General features: G+C 66.8%; 19 protein-coding genes. 1 reads left to right on the forward strand and 18 read right to left on the reverse strand.

The window, feature by feature from the left end:
* Positions 1-934: 934 nt before the first annotated feature.
* From hutI to hutH, 4 genes are read right to left on the reverse strand one after another with little or no spacing between them, the layout of a single operon-like run.
* Positions 935-2104, reverse strand: a complete 1170-nt coding sequence (gene hutI, locus EV140_RS10850; RefSeq protein WP_130283799.1) for an imidazolonepropionase — start codon at positions 2102-2104, stop codon at positions 935-937.
* Positions 2101-3030, reverse strand: a complete 930-nt coding sequence (locus EV140_RS10855) for an arginase family protein (protein WP_130283801.1) — start codon at positions 3028-3030, stop codon at positions 2101-2103. The genes hutI and EV140_RS10855 overlap by 4 nt, the downstream gene beginning before the upstream one ends.
* Complete coding sequence (gene hutU, locus EV140_RS10860) at positions 3027-4745, reverse strand: urocanate hydratase (protein WP_130283803.1); 1719 nt, start codon at positions 4743-4745, stop codon at positions 3027-3029. The genes EV140_RS10855 and hutU overlap by 4 nt, the downstream gene beginning before the upstream one ends.
* Positions 4742-6316 carry a histidine ammonia-lyase gene (gene hutH, locus EV140_RS10865; protein ID WP_130283805.1) on the reverse strand — a complete coding sequence of 525 codons (1575 nt, stop codon included), beginning with the start codon at positions 6314-6316 and terminating at the stop codon, positions 4742-4744. The genes hutU and hutH overlap by 4 nt, the downstream gene beginning before the upstream one ends.
* A gap of 91 nt (positions 6317-6407) precedes the next feature.
* On the opposite strand from hutH, the gene EV140_RS10870 reads away from it, so the two are divergent.
* On the forward strand, positions 6408-7175 hold the full coding sequence (locus tag EV140_RS10870) for an IclR family transcriptional regulator (RefSeq protein WP_130283807.1): 768 nt from the start codon (positions 6408-6410) through the stop codon (positions 7173-7175).
* On the opposite strand, the gene EV140_RS10875 is transcribed toward EV140_RS10870, so the two are convergent.
* The 14 genes from EV140_RS10875 to EV140_RS10940 all read right to left on the reverse strand — a co-directional run bounded on the left by EV140_RS10875 (position 7147) and on the right by EV140_RS10940 (position 20744).
* The gene (locus EV140_RS10875; protein ID WP_130283809.1) at positions 7147-7344 is read right to left on the reverse strand and encodes a hypothetical protein; all 198 of its coding nucleotides are present in this window, start codon (positions 7342-7344) and stop codon (positions 7147-7149) included. The genes EV140_RS10870 and EV140_RS10875 overlap by 29 nt on opposite strands.
* Positions 7345-7445: 101 nt before the next feature.
* A complete protein-coding gene (gene tuf / locus EV140_RS10880; RefSeq protein WP_130283811.1) occupies positions 7446-8639 on the reverse strand; it encodes an elongation factor Tu in 1194 nt (397 codons plus the stop codon).
* A 111-nt stretch (positions 8640-8750) separates the two neighbouring features.
* Positions 8751-10865, reverse strand: coding sequence for an elongation factor G (fusA, locus tag EV140_RS10885; RefSeq protein ID WP_130283813.1), 2115 nt, complete (start codon positions 10863-10865; stop codon positions 8751-8753).
* Positions 10866-10940: 75 nt separating this feature from the next.
* Positions 10941-11411 (reverse strand): 30S ribosomal protein S7, encoded by a 471-nt coding sequence (gene rpsG, locus EV140_RS10890; RefSeq protein WP_096420512.1) that lies wholly within the window; start codon positions 11409-11411, stop codon positions 10941-10943.
* The gene (gene rpsL, locus EV140_RS10895) at positions 11411-11782 is read right to left on the reverse strand and encodes a 30S ribosomal protein S12 (protein ID WP_096420510.1); all 372 of its coding nucleotides are present in this window, start codon (positions 11780-11782) and stop codon (positions 11411-11413) included. Before rpsL ends, rpsG begins: the two co-directional genes overlap by 1 nt.
* 300 nt (positions 11783-12082) lie before the next feature.
* Positions 12083-12964, reverse strand: a complete 882-nt coding sequence (locus tag EV140_RS10900) for a hypothetical protein (protein ID WP_130283815.1) — start codon at positions 12962-12964, stop codon at positions 12083-12085.
* A gap of 60 nt (positions 12965-13024) precedes the next feature.
* A complete protein-coding gene (gene pilO / locus EV140_RS10905; protein WP_130283817.1) occupies positions 13025-13669 on the reverse strand; it encodes a type 4a pilus biogenesis protein PilO in 645 nt (214 codons plus the stop codon).
* A gap of 3 nt (positions 13670-13672) precedes the next feature.
* Positions 13673-14350, reverse strand: coding sequence for a hypothetical protein (locus EV140_RS10910; protein WP_130283819.1), 678 nt, complete (start codon positions 14348-14350; stop codon positions 13673-13675).
* The gene (pilM, locus tag EV140_RS10915; protein WP_130283821.1) at positions 14347-15390 is read right to left on the reverse strand and encodes a type IV pilus assembly protein PilM; all 1044 of its coding nucleotides are present in this window, start codon (positions 15388-15390) and stop codon (positions 14347-14349) included. Before pilM ends, EV140_RS10910 begins: the two co-directional genes overlap by 4 nt.
* A gap of 16 nt (positions 15391-15406) precedes the next feature.
* Positions 15407-16267, reverse strand: coding sequence for a prepilin peptidase (locus EV140_RS10920; RefSeq protein ID WP_130283823.1), 861 nt, complete (start codon positions 16265-16267; stop codon positions 15407-15409).
* A complete protein-coding gene (locus EV140_RS10925; protein ID WP_130283825.1) occupies positions 16257-17915 on the reverse strand; it encodes a bactofilin family protein in 1659 nt (552 codons plus the stop codon). Before EV140_RS10925 ends, EV140_RS10920 begins: the two co-directional genes overlap by 11 nt.
* Before the next feature lie 577 nt (positions 17916-18492).
* A complete protein-coding gene (locus EV140_RS10930; RefSeq protein ID WP_130283827.1) occupies positions 18493-18900 on the reverse strand; it encodes a type IV pilus modification PilV family protein in 408 nt (135 codons plus the stop codon).
* A gap of 72 nt (positions 18901-18972) precedes the next feature.
* Positions 18973-19392: a prepilin-type N-terminal cleavage/methylation domain-containing protein gene (locus EV140_RS13560; RefSeq protein WP_130283829.1), complete on the reverse strand. Its 420-nt coding sequence runs from the start codon at positions 19390-19392 to the stop codon at positions 18973-18975.
* Between the two features lie 128 nt (positions 19393-19520).
* A complete protein-coding gene (locus EV140_RS10940; RefSeq protein WP_198674429.1) occupies positions 19521-20744 on the reverse strand; it encodes a type II secretion system F family protein in 1224 nt (407 codons plus the stop codon).
* Positions 20745-20748: the final 4 nt, after the last annotated feature.

Consider the following 20748-nt stretch of genomic DNA (forward strand, 5'->3'; position numbering starts at 1 on the left):
CTTAGGCCATACCCAGCGCGGAGCGCTATCGCTGTCGCACCACTGTTTTTCTGTCAAACGTCAACCGGCTGCCTTCGCCCCGCGCGCAAGAGTGAAACTCTTGTGAGCGGCGGATACCAACGTGCGCGATCTCCGCATGTCACCGACCCGTACACGATGGGCTGTTGTGGCCACTCGCGCGCACTCCTCAGCGCGCAGGAATTCACCTGCGAATCTGAGGGGGTCGATTTACGCTGTGTTCTGCTACCCGCGGCCTAGGTTCCCGGCGTTCCGCACCTGCGGTTCGCTCGTCCTATGCACTGCCTGGCAGTGAGCCACGCGACGAGGCGCGGCGTATTGAACTAGGAAAGTCTGCCACACGCCGGGAGGTGCTGCAACCCGGGCGTGTCGCCTTGGAGATCGGGCCATTTCTGGCCCGATCGGCGACACGCCCCGAGCGCCGTCCCGGCGCTCGGTCGGCCCAAGTTGTGGCGACCCGGCCATAAGAGTTACATGCGACACACCCCGGCGGCCGTCCCGGCCGCCGGTCGGCCTCAGTTGAGGCAACCCGGCCATAAGAGTTACGGGCGGCACACCCCGCAGTGGGGGAGCTGAGCGCCCGGGATCCCCTCGTTCCTCCCGTCGGTGTTCGCAATTCAGGACGCGCGGACTGGAAGATCGCGCAACGGGCGCACATTCTCCCTCTCTTCCTGAGTTGTGAACACCGCCCCGCGGGGATGTTGAGCTTGAGCGTAGGTGCGCGGCGGGTTGGAGCGGGCGGAGCGGCCGGCCGGATCAGCGGACGGGACGGGCTAACGAGCGGCTGGGGGCGGGCCACCGCGTGGGTGAGGCCGGGCCACCGGACAGGCCGGGCCAATGGGCGGGCCGGACGGCCGGGCGGTCTGGGCTGCCGAACGGGCGGTCGTGGCCGGGCCAGATCGGAGCGGATCCTCGTCTACGTCAAGGACGTTTCTCGCTGACCCGCAACAACCGTCTCGGCCACGAGCGGCACCCCCACCCGGTACCCGATCCACCGATGGTCGGGCGCATCGAGCACCACGAGGTCACCCCGCGCCCCCACCCCGAGGTGCCCGATGTCGTCGCGGCGCAGGGCCGCCGCTCCCCCGCGCGTGGCGGCGGTCACCGCCTCGAGGGGGGTCATCCCCATGTCTCTGATCGCCAGGGCGATGGCGGTGGTCATCGAGCTCGAATAGTTCGACCCCGGGTTGGTGTCGGTGGCGATCGCGACGGTGACTCCCGCGTCGATGAGGCGGCGAGCATCCGGATACGGCTGCCGCGTCGAGAATTCGACGAGCGGCAGCAGCGTCGCGACTGTGGATGATCGGGCGAGCGCGTCGACGTCGGCGTCGGTCAGGTGGGTGGCGTGGTCGACGCTGGCGGCGCCGAGGTCGACGGCGAGGGCGACTCCGCCGTCGGCGGCGAGCTGGCCGGCGTGGACGCGGAGGCCGAGCCCTGCCTCGCGCCCTGCGGTGAGGATGCGGCGGGCCTCGTCGACGGTGAAGGCTCCGGAGTCGATGAACACGTCGACCCATCGGGCGTGCGGCGCGCAGGCGGCGAGCATGGCGCCGCAGACGAGGTCGACGTAGCCCTGCCGGTCGTCGGCGTGGTCGGCGGGCACGACGTGGGCACCGAGGAACGTGACCTCGTCGGTCACCTCGCGGGCGAGCCGCACGGCGCGGGCCTCGTCATTGACGGTGAGGCCGTAGCCGCTCTTCACCTCGAGCGTCGTGATGCCCTGGCGGTGGGCCTCGGCGATGTGCCGGCCGAGCGTCGCGCGCAGCTCGTCGTCGCTGGCGGCGCGTGTCGCCTCGACCGTGCGTCGAATGCCGCCGGCGGTGTACGGCGCGCCGGTCATGCGCGCCTCCCACTCGTCGGCGCGGTCGCCGGCGAATACGAGGTGGTTGTGGCTGTCGACGAAGCCGGGGATCACCGCCCGGCCGTCGGCGTCGAGCCGCTCGTCGGCGGCGGGCGCGTCTGCGGCGTCTCCGACCCACGCGACGTGCCCGCCGTCGATGACGAGTGCCGCGTCGTTGCGGGTGGGTCTGTCGGGGTCGGCCGGGTCGAGGGTGACGAGCTGGCCGATGCGGTCGACGAGCACGCTCACGCGGGCACCTCGTCGACGCGGGGCGCCGGCCGGGCGGCAAGCCCGGCGAGCGCCTCCAGCACGCACAGTGCCGCGAGCCGGACCGTGCGCCCGTCCGGCGCGTCGGCGCTCGCGTCCAGTTCGGTCAGGTCGATGCCGCGCACGGCGGAGTGCCGCCCGGCCACGTGCGCGGCGCGGCGCAACTCGTGCGCGCTGATTCCCCCGGGGATGCTCGCGGGGCATCCCGGCGCGACCGCACGATCGCAGACATCCAGGTCGAGGTCGACGTGCACGGGGCCGCCGGCGGAGGCGGCCCGGTCGAGGGCGGCGGCCATCTCGGCCGCGACGTGTGAGTGGGCGAGCTCGTCGCGGGTCACCACCGCGATGCGGTGCTGCGCCGCGCGCTCGGCGTAGAAACGGGAGTTGGCGAGCGGCTCGATGCCGAGCTGGGCCACGCGCGAGCCGTCGAGCCCCGCGTCGAGCAGGCGACGCACCGGGCTGCCGTTGGTGGTGCCGTCGCGGAGGTCGTGGTGAGCGTCGACGGTGACGAGCCCCGCGCATCCGATTCTCCCGCCCCACACGCCGAGGGCCGCGGGCACGGTCGCGGCGTTGTCTCCGCCGAGCACGATCACGAGATCGCAGTGGGCGACGAGTTCGGCGATGCGGGCTATCGCCGCCTCTTCCCCCTTGCCATCCGGCTCGGCGATGTCGCCGGCATCGCGCACGACGAGCGGGATGCCCGCTGGCGTCAGCAGGGCATCCGCGCTGTAGCGGCGCAGCGCGTCACGGATCGCCGCGGGCGTCTCGTACGCGCGCGTCGGCGACAGCGAGGTGCACCAGGTGGGTACGCCGACGATGATCGCGTCGGCGCGCTCGCCCGGCTGCCAGGCCGGCCAGTCGCCGGCCCGGGGCCAGTGCTCGTCGTGGGCGAGCGCGGGGCCGGTCACTGCGCGCCGCCCTCGCGCATCGGGATGCGCACCCCGTGTTTGGCCACGACACCCTCGCCTTCGTCGTAGCCGGCGTCGATGTGCCGGATCACACCCATGCCCGGATCGTTGGTGAGCACCCGCTGCACCTTCTGACCGGCGAGCGCCGTTCCGTCGGCGACGACGACCTGCCCGGCGTGGATGGAACGGCCGATGCCGACTCCCCCGCCATGGTGAATCGACACCCAGGTGGCGCCGGAGGCCGTGTTCACGAGGGCGTTCAACAGCGGCCAGTCGGCGATCGCGTCGCTGCCATCCTTCATCGCCTCGGTCTCGCGGTAGGGGCTCGCGACCGAACCCGAATCGAGGTGGTCGCGGCCGATCGCCACCGGGGCGCTGAGCTCGCCCGAGGCGACCATGTCGTTGAACCGCTCGCCCGCGACGTCGCGCTCACCGCAGCCGAGCCAACAGATGCGGGCCGGCAGCCCCTGGTAGTGCACGCGCTGCTGGGCCATCGGAATCCAGCGCTGCAGGTTCTCGTTGTCGGGGAACAGCTCGAGCACCGCGCGGTCGGTCGCCGCGATGTCTTTCGGGTCGCCGCTGAGGGCGGCCCAGCGGAACGGCCCCTTTCCCTGGGCGAACAGCGGGCGGATGTACGCGGGCACGAAGCCGGGGAACGCGAACGCGTCGGCGAAACCCGCAGCCAGAGCCTCCGTGCGGATGTTGTTGCCGTAGTCGAACACCTCCGCCCCGGCCTTCTGGAAGCCGACCATCGCCTCCACCTGCCGCGCCATCGACTGCCGCGCCGCGGCGGCGAACCCGATCGGGTCGCGCTCACGCGCGGCGTGCCAGTCATCCATCGTGTGCTCGAGCGGCAGGTACGCGAGCGGATCGTGGGCGCTCGTCTGGTCGGTCACGATGTCGATCGGGGCGCTCATGGCGAGGAGCCGGGGGAAAATGTCCGCGGCATTGCCGAGCAGTCCGATCGAGAGCGCGCGCCGAGCATCCCGTGCCTCTGTCGCCAGTTCGAGCGCGTGCTCGAGCGAGCGGGCCTCGACGTCGAGGTAACGGTGCTCGAGGCGGCGGGCGATGCGCGACGGGTCGACGTCGACGCAGATCGCGACGCCGCCGTTCATGGTGACGGCGAGCGGCTGCGCGCCGCCCATGCCGCCGAGGCCGCCGGTGAGGGTGATGGTTCCGGCCAGCGTTCCTCCGAACCTTTGCGCGGCCACCGCGGCGAAGGTCTCGAAGGTGCCCTGCAGGATTCCCTGCGTGCCGATGTAGATCCACGAACCGGCGGTCATCTGGCCGTACATGGTGAGGCCAAGCTGTTCGAGGCGGCGGAACTCGTCCCAGTTGGCCCAGTCGCCGACGAGGTTCGAGTTGGCAAGCAGCACGCGCGGCGCCCACTCGTGCGTCTGCATGACGCCGACCGGGCGGCCGGACTGCACGAGCATCGTCTCGTCGCCCTTCAACGTGTGCAGCGTGCGCACGAGTGCGTCGTAGCTCGCCCAGTCGCGGGCGGCCTTGCCCGTGCCGCCGTACACGACGAGTTCGTCGGGGTGCTCGGCAACCTCGGGGTCGAGGTTGTTCTGCAGCATGCGCAACGCACCCTCCTGCTGCCAGCCGAGGGTGTGGAGCTGGGTTCCTCGGTGGGCGCGGACGGGGCGGGGCCCGTGCCCGGAGAGCACTGCGCCGGATGCGCGGGGCGTCGTTTCCGAGGTGATGATCGTCATTGATCTACTCCTGTCGTGAGGGCGGGTGGTGTGGTTACGGTGAGGCTTGCCCGCGCGGCCGCGAGCAGTGCGCCGCTCACGACGAGCGCGTGCGCCGCGTCGATGTCGGGGGCGAGGTAGCGGTCGGGGCCCGGGCCGGGAACGTCGGCGCGCAGGCGGTCGACGACCGCGGCGGTAGCCGGGGCGGGGCTGACACCGAGGGCGGCGACCCGGAGGTCGAGCGCGCGGGCCGCCGTGAGCAGCTCGATGGCGACGACGCGCGAGAGCCCGTCGACCGCCCGGCGCAGCTTGCGGCCGGCGGCCCAGCCCATCGACACGTGGTCTTCCTGCATCGCGCTCGACGGGATCGAGTCGACGCTCGCGGGCGCGGCCAGCCTCTTCAGCTCGCTGACGATGCCGGCCTGCGTGTACTGGGCGATCATGTGGCCCGAGTCGACGCCGGGGTCGTGGGCGAGAAAGGGCGGCAGCCCGGCGTTGCGGGCGACGTCGAGGAAGCGGTCAGTGCGCCGCTCGCTCATGCTCGCGAGATCGGCGACCGCGATCGCGACGAAGTCGAGGGCGTAGGCGACCGGCGCCCCGTGGAAGTTGCCGTTCGACTCGACCCGCCCGTCGAGCGTGACGACGGGGTTGTCGATCGCGCTGGCGAGCTCGCGCTCAGCGATGGTCGCCGCGAAGGTCAGCGTGTCGCGCGCTGCCCCGTGAACCTGCGGCGCGCACCGCAGCGAGTACGCGTCCTGCACGCGGGTGCAGTCGTCGGTCTTATGGCTCGCCACGACGCCCGAGTCGCGCAGGAAGGCGCGCATCGCGCTCGCGCTCCGGGCCTGACCGGGGTGCGGGCGCAACACCTGCAGGTCGTCGGCGAGCACGGCGTCGGTGCCGAGCAGCGCCTCGATGCTCATCGCGGCGGCGAGGTCGGCCGTGTCGATGAGGGCCGAGAGGTCCTCGAGGGCGAGGGCGAGCATCCCGAGCATGCCGTCGGTTCCGTTGATGAGGGCAAGGCCCTCCTTCTCGCGCAACACGATGGGCGCAAGGCCAGCGGCGGCGAGCGCCTCGGCGGCCGGCATGCGCGCCCCGGCGGCGTCGCGCACGTCGCCCTCTCCCATGGCGGCGAGCGCGATGTGCGCGAGCGGCGCGAGGTCGCCGGAGCAGCCGAGGCTGCCGTACTCGCCGATGATCGGCGTGATCGAGGCGTTGAGCAGCGCCGCATACTGCTCGGCGAGGTCGGGGCGCGCTCCGGTGCGGCCGGTCGCCAGGGTCTGCAGGCGCAGCAGCATCGTGGCGCGCACGACCTCGGTCTCGACCTCGGCGCCCGACGACGCGGCGTGTGAGCGTACGAGGGAGCGCTGCAGGTCGACGCGGCGCTCCGGCGGGATCGAGGTAGTCGCGAGGGCGCCGAATCCGGTCGAGATGCCGTAGTGCGGCACCGTGTCGTCGGCGAGCGCCTCGATGATTGCGCGCGTCTCGGCCATGCGGGTGAGCGCCGCGGCGTCGAGTGTGACGGGCTCGCCGTGGCGGGCGACGGCGGTGACCTCGGCGGTCGTCAGGGGGCGGGCCCCGATCGTGATCGGCATGCCTCGAGTGAACCGCGGTTCCGCTGTGCCCGGGCGGCGCGTCACCCATAATGTGTCTGAGATATCAGACTTCTGACGACGGGGAGGCGCGATGCCTGAGGTGCCTGCCGCGCGCGCCGCCCTGCGCATCGTCAGCCACCTGGCCGCGCACGGCGACCCGGTGCCGGCCTCGCTCATCTCCCGCGCCCTCGACCTCCCCCGCTCGAGCACCTATCAGCTGCTTAGGGTGCTCATGGACGAGGGCTACGTCGTGCACTACCCCGAACTGCGGGCCTACGGGCTCGGCGGTCACGTCGCCGAGATCGGTTCGGCCGTGCTGCGCGCGAGCCGCCTCGGCAGCCTCGCCATGCCGCTGCTCGACCGGGTGGTCGCCGAGGCGGGCCTGCCCGTGGCGGCGCAGCTCGCCGTGCTGCACGGCTCCGACGTGTCCTATGTCGGCCAGGCGAGCGCCCCGCGGGCGCCCACCACCGTGGTGCGGGTCGGCGTACGCCTCCCCGCCCACCTCACGGCGACCGGCCGCGCCATGCTGGCCGCGCTGCCCGCCGCGCAGGTGCGCGCCCTCTACCCCCATCGGGATGCCCTCATCACCCGACAGGGGATCGGCCCGGCAACGCTCGCCGACCTGGACGCGATCCTTGCGGCGTCTCGCGAGCGCGGCGTCGCCTCTGAAGACGGCGAGATCACCGCCGACTACGCCTCGGTCGCGGCGGCCGCCACCGACCGCGGCGGCTACCCCGCTGCGGCCATCGGTGCGACGTTTCGCTCGGGCACGGCGACCTCGGATGCGCGTGAACGCGTCGCCGCGGCCGTCACCGCGGCGGCCGCTCAGCTCACAGCGCGACTAACGGGCCGCGCGTAGAGCGGTCGCGCAGGATCAGGAATTCGACGAGCATCCCGAAACCGGAGTAAATGACCAGCATGCCGACATCGCTCGCCTGAGGCGCCTGCATCAGGATGAACGTGATCACGGCGATCACAACGGTGATTTCCACAAGCAGCAGGCTGCGAGCGGCGGGGCGCGTGCTCATGGCGCGGGCGTACTCCCGGCCACGAGCATCCGTGCCGTTTTCGGGAGGAAAGAAACGGGGCCGAACCCGAAGGTTCGACCCCGTTTCGTTGGAAGCAGGTACTACTTGATGATCTTGGTCACCGTACCGGCGCCCACGGTGCGGCCACCCTCACGGATGGCGAAGCCGAGGCCCTCCTCCATGGCGATGGGCTGGATCAGCTCAACCGTCATGTCGGTGGTGTCGCCGGGCATGACCATCTCGGTGCCCTCGGGCAGCGAGATGACGCCGGTGACGTCGGTGGTGCGGAAGTAGAACTGCGGGCGGTAGTTCGTGTAGAAGGGGTTGTGACGGCCACCCTCGTCCTTCGAGAGGATGTACGCGGTGCCCTCGAAGTTGGTGTGAGGGGTAACCGAACCCGGCTTCACGACGACCTGGCCGCGCTCAACGTCTTCGCGCTTGGTGCCGCGGAGGAGCAGACCACAGTTCTCGCCGGCCCACGCCTCGTCGAGCTGCTTGTGGAACATCTCGATACCGGTGACCGTGGTCTTCTGCGTCGGGCGGATGCCGACGATCTCGACCTCGGAGTTGATGGCGAGGGTTCCACGCTCGGCGCGGCCCGTCACGACGGTGCCACGACCGGTGATGGTGAAGACGTCCTCGATGGGCATGAGGAACGGCTTGTCCTTGTCACGCACCGGGTCGGGGATCGAGTTGTCGACGGCCTCCATGAGGTCGAGGACCGACTGGACCCACTTCTCGTCGCCCTCGAGAGCCTTGAGGCCCGAGACCTGAACGACCGGGGCGTTGTCGCCGTCGAAGCCCTGGCTCGACAGGAGCTCGCGGACCTCGATCTCGACGAGCTCGAGGATCTCTTCGTCGTCGACCATGTCGGACTTGTTCAGCGCGACGAGCAGGTAGGGAACACCGACCTGCTTGGCGAGCAGAACGTGCTCACGGGTCTGCGCCATCGGGCCGTCAGTCGCCGCGACCACGAGGATCGCGCCGTCCATCTGAGCGGCACCGGTGATCATGTTCTTGATGTAGTCAGCGTGACCGGGGGCGTCAACGTGCGCGTAGTGGCGCTTCGGGGTCTCGTACTCAACGTGCGAGATGTTGATCGTGATACCGCGCTGGCGCTCTTCGGGAGCCGAGTCGATCGACGCGAAGTCACGCTGGACGTTCGTCGCCGAAGGGTACTTGTCAGCAAGCACCTTCGAGATGGCGGCGGTCAGGGTGGTCTTGCCGTGGTCGACGTGACCGATCGTTCCGATGTTGACGTGCGGCTTGGTCCGCTCGAACTTGGCCTTAGCCACTGTGGGTCCTCCTCAGGACTCGTTCGCGCGCATCCGACCGGTTGTCGGACAAAGCGCTGGTTGGTGTGTTCTTACTGTAGTCAGGCTCGGGAGCCCTCGCAGGTCGAGTGGTTACTCGCCCTTGGTCTTCTGGACGATCTCGTCGGCAACAGCCTTCGGGACCTCCGCGTAGCTGTCGAACGACATCGAGTAGACGGCGCGGCCCGAGGTCTTCGACCGCAGGTCACCGACGTACCCGAACATCTCCGACAGCGGGACGAGTGCGCGCACGACCTTGACGCCGGTCGCGTCCTCCATGGCCTGAATCTGGCCACGGCGCGAGTTCAGGTCGCCGATAACGTCGCCCATGTACTCCTCGGGCGTACGAACCTCGACGGCCATGAGCGGCTCGAGCAGCGCGGGGCTGGCCTTGCGAGCAGCCTCCTTGTACGCCATCGAACCGGCGATCTTGAACGCCATTTCCGACGAGTCGACGTCGTGTGACTGGCCGTCAACGAGCGTTGCCTTGACGCCCACCGTGGGGAAGCCGGCGAGCACGCCGACCTGCATGGCGTCCTGGATACCGGCGTCGACCGAGGGGATGTACTCGCGCGGCACGCGGCCACCGGTGACGGCGTTCACGAACTCGTAGCTCGTCTCGGGGGTCACCTCGAGCGGCTCGATCGTGATCTGCACCTTGGCGAACTGACCCGACCCACCCGTCTGCTTCTTGTGGGTGTAGTCGAATTTCTCGATCGTCTTGCGAATCGTCTCGCGGTAGGCAACCTGCGGCTTACCGACGTTCGCCTCGACGTTGAACTCGCGCTTCATGCGGTCGACGAGGATGTCGAGGTGCAGCTCGCCCATGCCCTTGATGACGGTCTGACCGGTCTCCTGGTTGAGTTCGGTGCGGAACGTCGGGTCTTCTTCGGCGAGCTTCTGGATCGCGGTGCCCAGCTTCTCTTGGTCGGCCTTGGTCTTCGGCTCGATGGCAACCTCGATGACCGGCTCGGGAAAGGTCATCGACTCGAGGACAACCTGCTCGGTGAGGTCGCAGAGCGTGTCACCGGTCGTGGTGTCCTTGAGGCCAATGACGGCGTAGATGTGGCCCGCGGTGACCGACTCGACCGGATTCTCCTTGTTGGCGTGCATCTGGAAGATCTTCCCGATGCGCTCCTTCTTGCCCTTCGTCGAGTTGGCGATCGCCGAGCCCGACTCGATGGTGCCGGAGTACACGCGAATGTAAGTGAGGCGACCGAAGAAGGGGTGCACCGCAACCTTGAACGCGAGGGCCGCGAACGGGTCTTTGGCGTCGGGGTTGCGAACGATCTCCTTCTCTTCGTCGCGCGGGTCGTGCGCAACGGTCGGGGGAACATCCAGCGGGCTGGGAAGATAGTCGACGACCGCGTCGAGCATGGGCTGCACGCCGCGGTTCTTGAAGGCCGAGCCGCAGAGCACGGGGTAGGCCTCGCTGTTGATCGTGAGCTTGCGGATGCCGGCCTTGATCTCGGCGACCGTCAGCTCTTCGCCACCGAGGTACTTCTCGAGCAACTCGTCGGAGGCCTCGGCGACGGCCTCGAGCAACTGAGCGCGGTACTCCTCAGCCTTCTCCTTGAGGTCGGCGGGGATCTCTTCGACGGCGTACTCGGCGCCCATCTTGACGTCACCCTTGGCGTCGCCGCGCCACGTGAGCGCGCGCATCTCAACCAGGTCGACGACACCCTCGAAGGTGCTCTCGAAGCCGATCGGCAGCTGAATCACGAGCGGCTTCGCGCCGAGGCGCTTGATGATCGTGTCGACGGTGAAGTAGAAGTCGGCGCCCAGCTTGTCCATCTTGTTGACGAAGCAGATGCGGGGCACGTCGTACTTGTCGGCCTGACGCCAGACCGTCTCGGACTGGGGCTCGACGCCCTCCTTGCCGTCGAAGACGGCGACGGCACCGTCGAGCACGCGCAGCGAGCGCTCGACCTCGACCGTGAAGTCGACGTGGCCGGGGGTGTCGATGATGTTGATCTGGGTGCCGTTCCAGAAGCAGGTGGTGGCAGCCGACGTGATGGTGATGCCGCGTTCCTGCTCTTGCGCCATCCAGTCCATCGTCGAGGCACCGTCGTGGGTCTCACCGATCTTGTGGTTCACACCCGTGTAGAACAGGATGCGCTCGGTCGTGGTGGTCTTTCCGGCATCGATGTGCGCCATGATGCCGATGTTGCGGACCTTCTTCAGGTCGGTGAGCACGTCAAGTGCCACGGGATTCCTCCGGAGTGTTGTGAGGCGGGTGGTCGAGCGGGCACGCGGGTAGCGGCCCGCCCGACCGAAAAGGTGTTACCAGCGGTAGTGCGCGAAGGCCTTGTTCGACTCGGCCATCTTGTGCGTGTCTTCACGGCGCTTGACCGCGGCACCGAGACCGTTCGACGCGTCGAGGATCTCGTTCATCAGGCGCTCGGTCATCGTCTTCTCGCGACGAGCCTTGGCGTACGAGGTCAGCCAGCGCAGTGCGAGTGTGTTCGCACGGTGAGGCTTCACCTCGACGGGCACCTGGTAGGTCGAACCACCGACACGACGCGACCGCACCTCGAGGGTGGGGCGCACGTTGTCGAGGGCCTTCTTCAAGACGACCACCGCATCCTGACCGCTCTTCGCGGCGACGCCTTCGAGGGCACCGTAAACGATGCGCTCGGCGAGGCCCTTCTTGCCGTCGAGGAGGATCTTGTTGACGAGCTGGCTGACGATCGGGGCGCCGTAGACCGGGTCTGCGACGACGGGGCGCTTAGGCGCGGGACCCTTGCGAGGCATTACTTCTCCTTCTTCGCGCCGTAGCGGCTACGCGCCTGCTTGCGGTTCTTGACAGCCTGGGTGTCGAGCGCGCCGCGCACGATCTTGTAGCGCACGCCGGGCAGGTCTTTCACACGACCGCCACGCACGAGCACCATCGAGTGCTCCTGCAGGTTGTGGCCTTCGCCCGGGATGTAGGCGGTGACCTCGGTGCCGTTCGAAAGCTTCACACGGGCGACCTTGCGAAGGGCCGAGTTGGGCTTCTTCGGGGTGGTCGTGTACACGCGGGTGCACACGCCGCGCTGCTGAGGGTTGGCCTTCAGCGCCGGCGCCTTGGTCTTGACGACCTTCGGCGACCGGCCCTTGCGGACCAGCTGCTGAATAGTGGGCACAATGCTCCTTGGTTCTGCTGCACGGTGACAGCGGTTGCGGTTTGGTTTCGCCGTGTCGTGGTGTCACGACCCGGCCTCACGCGAAACCCGCCAGAACCTGTGCGGTTCTGAGCGGCGGGTATGCCGTGGGGGTTTCTGGGATCACCGCGTCAGGACGCGGAGCCGAGGGACCCGGTGTGGGAGCGACTGCCCTCGCCCTCGTGTACCGAATTCACGGCACGACGCAGGCGCGCGCAAAAGCACACACGCGATCAAGGATACGCGCGGTGCCTCTCGCGGTCAAACGACGGGATGCTCGGCTCAGCTCGCCGGCGCTGCCGGCTGCACGGATGCCCGGTGCGCCGCGAGGTCACGCTCGTACGCGGCCTGTGCGTCGGCGTTGCGCGCGGTCTGCGCGCGGCCCCGGCGGGCGACGATGCCGCCGACCCAGATCGGGATTTCGCGGGCCAGCACGGCCGCGATGATGCCGAGCGGGTTGACGAGCTGCTGCAGGATCACGCTCTGCTGCTGCGCCTCGGTGGCGCCGATCGCTTCGGCGGCGATCAGGGCGGCGCCGAGGAAGGAGACCCAGACGACAACGGCGACGAGGAAGCCGCCGAGCACGTGAATCCACCAGCCGGCGCGGTTCGCGACGATCACGAGGAGCAGGTGGGCGCCCGCGAAGACGAGCACGGGCACGAAGAACGGGGCCGATGCGAGGTAGCCTCCGAAGCCGTTGAGCCCGTCGGGGCGCAGGGCCAGCGCGAGGGCGATCGTCGCGAGGGCGTAGAGCACGGCGAAGACGCCCGTCGAGAGCAAGACGACGGCGAGGCCGACGCCGCGCGTGCCGCGCTTCTTCGGGCGGGCGGGAGCGTCGACGTAAACGACCTGCGGTGCGGCCGCGGTGTCGGCGGCGGGCTCGGGCTGCTGGCCGTGAGCGGGCGGCGGGGCGCTCGGCAACGCAGTCGTGGGCTGAGCCGCAGGCTCGGCGGCCGGCTGCGCGTCGGCGGCCGGCTCGGGGTCTACCGCCGGCTCGGGGTCGGCAGCCGGTTCGGGCGCGGGCGCCACGGGCTCCACGGGCGCCGGCTCAACGAGCTCGGGCTCGGCGGGCGCCTCAGGGGTGGGCGTGACGGGATCGGCGGCCACCGGCTCGACGGGCGTGTCGTCCCCGTCGGGGCGAGGGGTGCTGTTGTCGGTAGTCATGCGTCGAACCTCCGGTTGATCGGGCGACTCACCCTAGCAACCGGAGGTCTACGGACGGCTCTACTCTTCGGTTTCGGTTTCGGCCCCATCCTCAGACGGTGCGGCTGGCAACTCGTTTGCCGGCGGTTCGTCGGTCGGAAGTGCGGTGCCCGCGGGCGGAATCACGAACACAAAACCCTGAAGGTTGACAGCCCCGGAATCTCCGCTCTCCGAGAGCGTGAACTGTTCGACAAGGAAGAGGCGTGTGCCGAACTGAACGGATCGCAGGAAGTCGCTTAGGCCGATCGGGTCTCCGGTGGCGCTCACGCGGACCGGAACGGCGACGAGTCCGCTCACGCCGAACTCCTCGACGATCTCCGCGGGGAACAGAAGAGGCGGATCAGCGGTGATCTCACTGATTTCCACTCCGGCCGTCTCGGCCAGAGCGTTCAGCTGCCCGAGCAGCGCTGACAGATCGGGACCCTCAGGAATCTCCTGGCGGATCGCGTCAAGTTCTGCCTCAAGCGCCGGCAGGTTCTCCGATAGTTGTCGCAACTCTTGCAGGGTGGCTTCGTAGCCGACGTTGACAACCTCGACGTTTTGCCGCTCGGTGTCTGCGCGGGCTGCATCATCCAAACGGGGAGAGATTCCGAGTGTCCAGCCGAGTCCGGCGATCACGAGGGACACCAGAACGGCGCCGATAACCCAGATGCGAAGTGTCGACATGGCCTACTCCTCTCCCTCTTCGCTGGCATCGGTCTCGGAGGCGGTACTGAAACGGCCGAGGTAAGCGCTCGTGTCAAGCAGTACCTCGATTGTCACCGAGTACGACGCGCCCTCGCTGCCCGAGACGGTAATGGGCGGGGCAATGCCCGCGTAGCCGGTCACCCCTTCCAGGTCGATCAGCCACGACTCGACGTCCGGAACAGTGGGGCTGTTCGCGTTAATACGGAAGCTGCCGATCGAGTCTTGCCGCAGGGGCTCATCTTCGGCAGGGGCCACCCGCGTCGCGCCGTCCACCGAGACAAGCACAAGACCCGGGGGCAGGGATGCGCGGATCTCGTCGAGCAGCGCCTCCCAGTCAACTTCCGCGGAGGTCGCCGCTTCGCGAGCGATGACCGCGTTGTCGAGCGCGTTGTTGATTGCCCGCGCATCCGCGAATTGCAGTTGCTGCGCGAGAAGGTCTTCGGAGCGACGCTGCTCATCGGCGAGCGCCTGTTGCGCGTTGAGGGCCAGGTACGTGGCACCCGCAACACCCCCAGCGGTGACGAGCGCGACGAGGAGGACGAGCGCGACGAGACGGCGCACGAGAGGGCGGCGCTTGATGGCCTCCCGGACGGACGGTGGCAGCAGGTCAGCGCGTGGCGCGCCGCCGACCGCGACCGTTTCGACTTCTTTGCGGCTCACGACTGCACCCCCATTGCCAAGCCAAAGGCGGTTCCGCACTTCAGCGCTTCCGACACGTCGTAGTCGGCCAACGATTTCGGCATCTTCACTCGCGAGAACGGCGCGGGCGCGACGACCGATACTCCCGTCGAGTGGGCGAGTGTCGCTGGCAGCCCGCGCATTCGCGCTCCGTTGCCAGTGAGCACGACGCTGTCAACCTTCACTCCGTCGTGAGTGCTCGAGTAGTACCGCAGCGTGTTGATGATGCTCGTGAGCAACTCGCGCGTCATCTCGACGATGATTCCCGCGCTGCGAGCGTCATTGGGGGGAACGATCTCGGGGTGCAAGCCCTGAACAATCTTGAGGTTCTCGGCCTCATCGCGAGGGATCTCGAGCTGGTTGGAGAGCGCCCGAGTGACGTCATCACCGCCGGCGGGGATGATGCGAACGAAGTCGGGGACCCCGTGATTGCTCACGATGACGTTCGTGGTTGACGCGCCAATGTCGACAACCGCGTGCACACCGTCTTTCCCCGCACTCACCGAACGGTGTAGCGCGAAGGGGACGAAGTCAACCGCGACCGTGTCGAGCCCCGCGCGCTTCACGGCGTTGACATTGTTCGTCACCGCGTCGGCGTACGCCGCAATGAGGAGGCCGCGCACCATCGGACCCTCGTCAGTCGCTGGCGCTTCAGCGATGGGATAGAAGTCGAGCACGGCCTCCGCAACGGGCATCGGAATCAACTCTTGAACGCGCAGCGGCAAGAGGTTCTTGATCTCAGTCTCACTGACGTGAGGCATGACGAGGTCACGAGCAACGACCTTCTGGTCACCCATGCCGAGAATCACCTTCTTGGAGGTGAATTTCGCTTCGGCCCACATCTTCTTCAACACGGTGGCGACGGTCGTCGGTTCGATGACCTCTCCCCCGCGTACAGCCCCCTCGGGAAGCGGAGCCTCCCGATATGCCTTGATCTCGACAACGCCGCCGCGTCCAAGGCGAGCTTCCGCCGCTCGAACCGTGGTCTGGCCTATGTCGAGGCCGACAATGCTGCTGCTCACGTGAGTGCCCCCCTCATTAGATTGCTATGCCGAACAGTGCCAGGTATGCGGTGGCGAGCGGAAGGCCCGCGACCAACCCCACCCACGTACCCACGATCATCCAGGGGCCGAAAGGAATCCCTGACTTCCGCGTCGCGCGTCGCGCAAGAAGAAGAATGAGACTCAGCGCACCGCCGAGCAGGAAGGGCGCGAAGGCTCCAACCGCGAGAGCCGCCCAGCCCGAGAAGCCCAAGAATGCGCCGAGCACCCCAGAGAGTTTGACGTCGCCCATTCCCATGCCGCCCGGCCACGCGAACCAGAGCACGAAGTAGAGCGCGAAGAGGATTCCGGCGCCGGCAGCCATTACGCCGAGGCGCTGAATGTCTCCGGCCAACATGGCGGGCAGACCCAGGCCGAGGGCGACGACGGCATAGCCCGGCAACACGATCGCGTTCGGCAGTCGGTGGGTTTCAAGATCGATTGCGGTAAGCGCGATGCTGGTCGCAACCAGCCACAGGTAGGCGATGACGAGCAGAACGGCGACGAGGGTTCCCAGCCCACCCGCGGCCTCGGTGACGGTTGCGACGGGGCTGAGTGAGCTGAGCATCCAGGCGGCCGCCCCCGCGAAGGCGACAGCTGTGCCGAATTCCACGAGCGGATACCGCGCGGAGATCGGTGCTGAGCATGACCGGCATCGGCCGCGCAAAATCAACCACGACACGATCGGGATGTTGTCGGCCGGCCGAATGCGCGTCGCGCACACCGGGCACGCGCTCGGCGGGTGCACGACGGATTGCCCTGCCGGGACGCGGTGGATGACCACGTTGAGGAAGGATCCGATGAGCGCGCCGACGATCGCGGCGGCGGCGATCAGGACGACGCTAAGCTCACCCGCCACTCGACAACTCGCGGATGCTGATCCGGTCGCCGAGGTACGCGCCGACGAGGACCTGCTCGTTCGTTGTCCCGCCCGAGAGGTCGATTCCGGGCGGGGACGTCGGCACGAATGTCAGCTTCGCCTGCTGGTTGAATTCGACCTGCCCGCCGTAGAACTGTCCGCGGAAGCCGTCACGGTTACTCTGGATCTTGCACGGCGTGTAGAGGAAGCCAGAGATGCCTGGGCGGAAGTCAGACTCGCTCGTCAGGAGGATGTCACCTTGCCCTGCACCGCAGTCCGGCCTCGGGTTGGTGGCGCTCACGACGTTGTCGGGAACGATCAAGTAGATCTTGCGCTGCGCCGTCGAGGGGTTCGGCTCGGCGCGGAACTTGTCGAGCTTGAACTGGTTCGCGATGATCGCGATGTCCGCTTGCAGCGACAGCGGTGAACCGATGTTGTTACGCAGCTCAATGCCGCTTGCGCCACAGCTCAGGGCGTTCACGACAGTGCTCGAGGTGCGCGTGGACAGCGTGGGCCAGAACGGGTGGCTGCCGTCGACGACGCACGGCCCCGACCACAAGACCTCGGTGTAGCCCTCGGACTGCCACGTCGAGCCGGCAAAGCTCGTGTAGGGAATGTCGACCCAGTTGGGCACGTCAGGCGCGGGCGGAAGCTGAAGCGACGTGACGGCGCTAGAGCGAGTTCCGTTGACGGTCCCCTTGATGTCGAGAGTGCCAGAAGAAAGTACGTTGCCGCGCACCTCCGCGTTGTTGGCGACTTCGAGCACCGTACTCGTGTTTCGCGCAGCCGTGACGTTGCCATCGACGCGCGCACCGCTCGACGCGAGGATGCGGGTGTTGCCGCCGGCGAACACGCTCCCGTTGACGATTGCACCGGATGCGACCCGCGCCGTGTTGGCGTTGCGGGTGCCCGTGGCGGGGTCTCCACCGGCGGCAATGACATCACCCTGAACGCGCGTCCCGTTCCCGCTGACGTGAACGTGCTGCGAGGCGTAAACGGTTCCCGAAACATTGCAGTTGGTGAGGTTGGCGAAGCCATTGGCGAGGATGACGTCGCCGGCGATTCGAGCAGCGTTCTGACAGAGAAGGTTGCCCTCCTTGATCTGAATGTCAGCCGCCACGTTTTCCGCCGAGTCGAGAACGAAGTTCTTGATCTCACCCTCGATCGAGTAGGCATAGATTGCCGGGTCGACCGATGGGATGCTGACGTACTCGGGGATGTACTGGTAGACCGCCTCAACAGTCACGTCGGCAACGCTGCTACCGGCGCCAAAGATGGGCCGTTGGGCGAACCCTTCGGACACGAATCTCACCTGGGTAGCCTCGGCAGGCGGACACCCTTCCACCCAGCCCGCGCCAGCGTCGTAACTGGTTGTCACTCTGTAGGCGGGGTTTCCTGACGACTCGAACACACCGTCTTCGGCGTCACAACCCTCTGCGCGGAGAGCCAGCTCCGCAACGACGACACCGGCATCCGCCGCGGCCCGCGCCTCGACCGAGCCGGCCGTGCTGTTTGTGAACTGCAGGCTGTTCACGGTTGCGACACCGACGGTGATGGCGATAACAGCAGTGACCGCGGCGAGAGATATAACGGCGATCAGGGCGCTACCCGAATCATCGTTTCTGCTGTTCTTTACGAACCGAAGCATGGGAGTGAGACCCTTCCGGTAGCAGGTATGGGTTGGCGAGACACCGCGGTAGTGTCGATAAGTATGGGTGCACCGTCACCATTCGCGATAGTGAACGCGAAATCGACCGCGCGATCAGCAGGGTTGACTGAGAAGAACGGCTTCCCGGTCGCAGGCTGAACGCTGTCTACGATGAGCGTCCAGCTCGCGATGACTTCCGCACTAATCGGAATGGAGTCCGGGCTGATTGTCCACCGGAGGTCGCCGTTCTGGATGGCCCAGGCTTGGCAAAACCAGGCACTTTCATCACCGCCACCGATCGAGCGAGTGCGCAACACCAATAGTCCTGGTTCGGGCTCTGTGAGGTCGACGGCGCTGGCATTTCGGATGCCTTGGCCTATCGATGCCGCAGCGACCTGGGCGTTGCTCGCAGCGGCCGCGCCATCGCGGACCTGCGCGTCCACTCGAAGGGAGTTGATTAAGAATTGGCCGACAAGAGTCAAGACGATGATGGCCAAGAAGCTGTAGATCAAGAGCTCAGCGAGAGTGATCCCAGCGTCACTTCGGGCTCGTTCCAGCCGCGTCCGTAAGCCGTCCATCAGTTGGCACTTTCCACGATCGCGAGCGTTGTCGCCTCCACGCGGACCGCGGTGTCAGGCGTGACGGCGACCGAAACGGTGACGGTGACGGTGCTGGGAAATGTCGTTGCCGGCGTGCACCCGGATACCGTTCGACTCGCCTGATAGCTGGACTGACGGTCGTCCGTGATGGCCGTGATGGTCTGGCTCGCCCAGCTTGCGTAGGCGGCACATGTTCGGTCGACGACCTGAAGCGAATCGAGTTGCTCGCTCAGAACTTGGGTAGCCGTTGCAATTGTTGCATTCCTGACCGTGATGCGCAGCGACTCGATGAGCAGAGGAAGAAATGCTACTGCAAGCAAAGTCAAAAGAAACATGGAAATGACAACCTCAACGAGGCCGAATCCCGCATCATCACTATTTCGCATTTGCAATTCTATCCTCCGAACGGAATGGGGCGTTGCTCAATTCAAGATGAGCAACGCCCCACCGCTGTTCGACTACGGAGCGCAGGCCGTGGTCTGAACGCCGCCGGTGTCAGTAACGGAACGCGTCTCGCCGGTAACTGCCGTGTGGGTTCCCTGCAGACAGAATGCGGTGCCCGAGACCGTCGGAGCCGTCAACTGGACCCCATCGACAGAATAGGAGGTCAGGATCGGCCCGACGAGCGCGGCATCTAGCGTGCCGTTGGGCGAGCCGACCAAGGCCGCGACGACCTCTGTCTTGGCGTTGGTCAGCGCGGACTCTACTGCACTCATTCGGGCTTGCTGCTGCTGGCCAAGGAAGATCGGGATGGCGATCGCTGCGAGAATGCCGATGATGATGACGACGACGAGGAGTTCGATGAGCGTGAAGCCCTTCTCGCCCTCCTCCTCGCGACGAGCCCGGGCCGCGGCCTGGATGTCGTGAAGCTTGAGCATGATGGTTTTCCAATCCTGTTCGTGATTCTTGATTGACAGGTGGCCCCCCAATGATGAAAACAGGCCCCCTACAGGAACTCTCTCAACCCGCGGCGAAAGCGTCACGCCCCAGAACGGGGGGGGTCTGCCTAAATGAGCGTGAAGATGTTGAAGACAGGCAAGTAAAGCGCCAAGATCATGCCGCCCAACAACACACCCATGAAGGCAATCATTAGGGGTTCAATAAGAGCGGTAAGCTGTTCAGTCGTCGATTCAACTTCAGCATCGTAAAAGTCACTGACTTTTGCGAGCATGGTCTCAAGCGAACCCGAGTCTTCGCCCACAGAAATCATTTGCGTGACCATCTGTGGGAAGATCGGCTCGTCGGCAAGGGGAGCAGCGATCGACCGGCCTTGGCGCACGGATTCCTGAACATTTACCAGCGCCTTTTCGATGACGTAGTTTCCCGACGTTGCGCCGACAATCGACAGAGCCTGCAAGATTGGCACGCCCGATCTCATCATCGTGCCGAAGTTGCGGGTAAATCGTGCAATGGCAATCTTGGTTATCAGTTGACCAAAGACGGGCATTTTGAGCTTCAGAGGATCAACGACTTCTCGGACGCGTGGTTGATGCTTGTTTCGGCCCCACCACACGCTAAAGGCAACGAGTGACACGATCAGGGTCGGTAGCCAGTAGATCGCGCTCTCGGACAGGATGACAAGGAACTGGGTGGGCGCCGGCAGCGAACCGCCTAGGCCCTCGAACATGTTCTTGAAGACTGGCACGATAAACACGATCATGCCGATCACACCCAGAATCGCCATGATGAGCACCACAATCGGGTAGGTCAGCGCCGACTTGATAGTGCCGCGCAGCTTGACCTCCTTCTCGTAGTTCTCAGCTACTGACTGCAACGAGCTTTCGAGGAAGCCGCCGGTCTCGCCGGCGCGAACCAGGTTGATGAACAACGGCGGGAAGATCGTGTCGTGCTTGGCGATGGCCTCGGAGAGCGACAGGCCCTGCTCGACGTCTTTGCGAACCTGATCCAACGTTTCTCTCAGCAGCTCATTCTCACTCTGCTCGGAGAGGATCGTCAGCGCCTTCAGCAGAGCCAGTCCCGACGAAATCATCGTCGCCAGCTGCCGACTCATCACCGCGAGGTCTTTGAGGCCGACCTTCTTCTTGAATAGGCCCCCGAGGTTGATCTCGGCATTCAACCCCGTGCCGGCCTGACGCACCGATTCTGGAGTCACGCCCTGCGCGCGCAACTTGGCGCTGACGATGGCCTCTGACGGGCCGTCCATGACGCCGGTGACCTTCTTGCCGGTCGCGTCTTTGCCTCGGTAGGTGAAAGTGAGTGCGGTCGCCATGTCG

The organism is Microcella alkaliphila (genome assembly GCF_004216855.1).
Lineage (GTDB): Bacteria > Actinomycetota > Actinomycetes > Actinomycetales > Microbacteriaceae > Microcella > Microcella alkaliphila.